The 893-nt window shown below is 42.0% G+C and carries 1 protein-coding gene; it reads right to left on the bottom strand.

Translation table 11 applies throughout. The features are described from left to right. Positions 1-16 precede the first annotated feature (16 nt). Positions 17-893: IS982 family transposase (locus WHS43_09730; protein MEJ5339918.1), on the bottom strand; the 877-nt coding region annotated here is incomplete at its 5' end.

The raw sequence follows: 893 nt of genomic DNA on the forward strand, positions 1-893 counted from the left end.
TAACGCAAGTTGCAAGTTATAGCATCCCTGCACTCCAGAGCCTATGGAGATTGTAAGAAATTACCGCCATGTAGATTTTCACAAAAAGCCCTGATAAGCTCACAGAATAAGGTCTAAGCCCCAAAAACCTTCTTAATACACTAAAAACACTCTCCGCAAACCTTCTGTATACCCTCTTCACATACTCAACCCACTCACCCTCATACCTCCTCTCCTTCTTTGTCCTTAAAGGCGATAACCTTATGCCCTCCTCCCATAAAACATCCTCCATCTGATAATTCCTGTATGCCTTATCCCCTATGACCTCCCTATCTCCTACACCATAAAAACTCATCTCTGAAAGCCCCTCTATATCGTGTCTGCTACCCTCAAGCAGACAAACTTCTCTGATTAAACCATCAGAACCCATAAGTGTGTTGAGTTTGAAACCATAAAAGTATTCCCTTTTGCTTGGAGTGTATCCTCTGTATACCTCACCTCTCAAGGTTTTGCATGTCCATATGCGGGCGTTTTCACATACCTTGACTGGCATGCAATCAATCAGATAGTATTTATCCCTTCCCTCAGACATCATGGCAAGGTTAAATATGATGCTTTGCATGTGAGGCAATAGTTTTTCAAGCCTTCTTGAGAAAGTGGATTTGTCAGGGACTTTAGGAAACAGATGAGAACAGAAGGCTTTTATCCACTCAAGGGCTTTTGAGTAGTTTCCAGAGAATTCTGTGTGTGCTATGATAGCCATGGTCATTATCTCTGAGCTTGATACGGTTGTCTGAGGCTCGTCATGAATGCCGATGTTTTTGAGCAGGTCATCAATAAGGACGAAGTATGTTACAATTTTCTCTTCTATCATCTTAATCCTCCCTATGGGTTTTCCATGGGGAGCTTTTTTT

Source organism: Aquificaceae bacterium (genome assembly GCA_037481935.1).
Taxonomy (GTDB): Bacteria; Aquificota; Aquificia; order Aquificales; family Aquificaceae; genus Pampinifervens.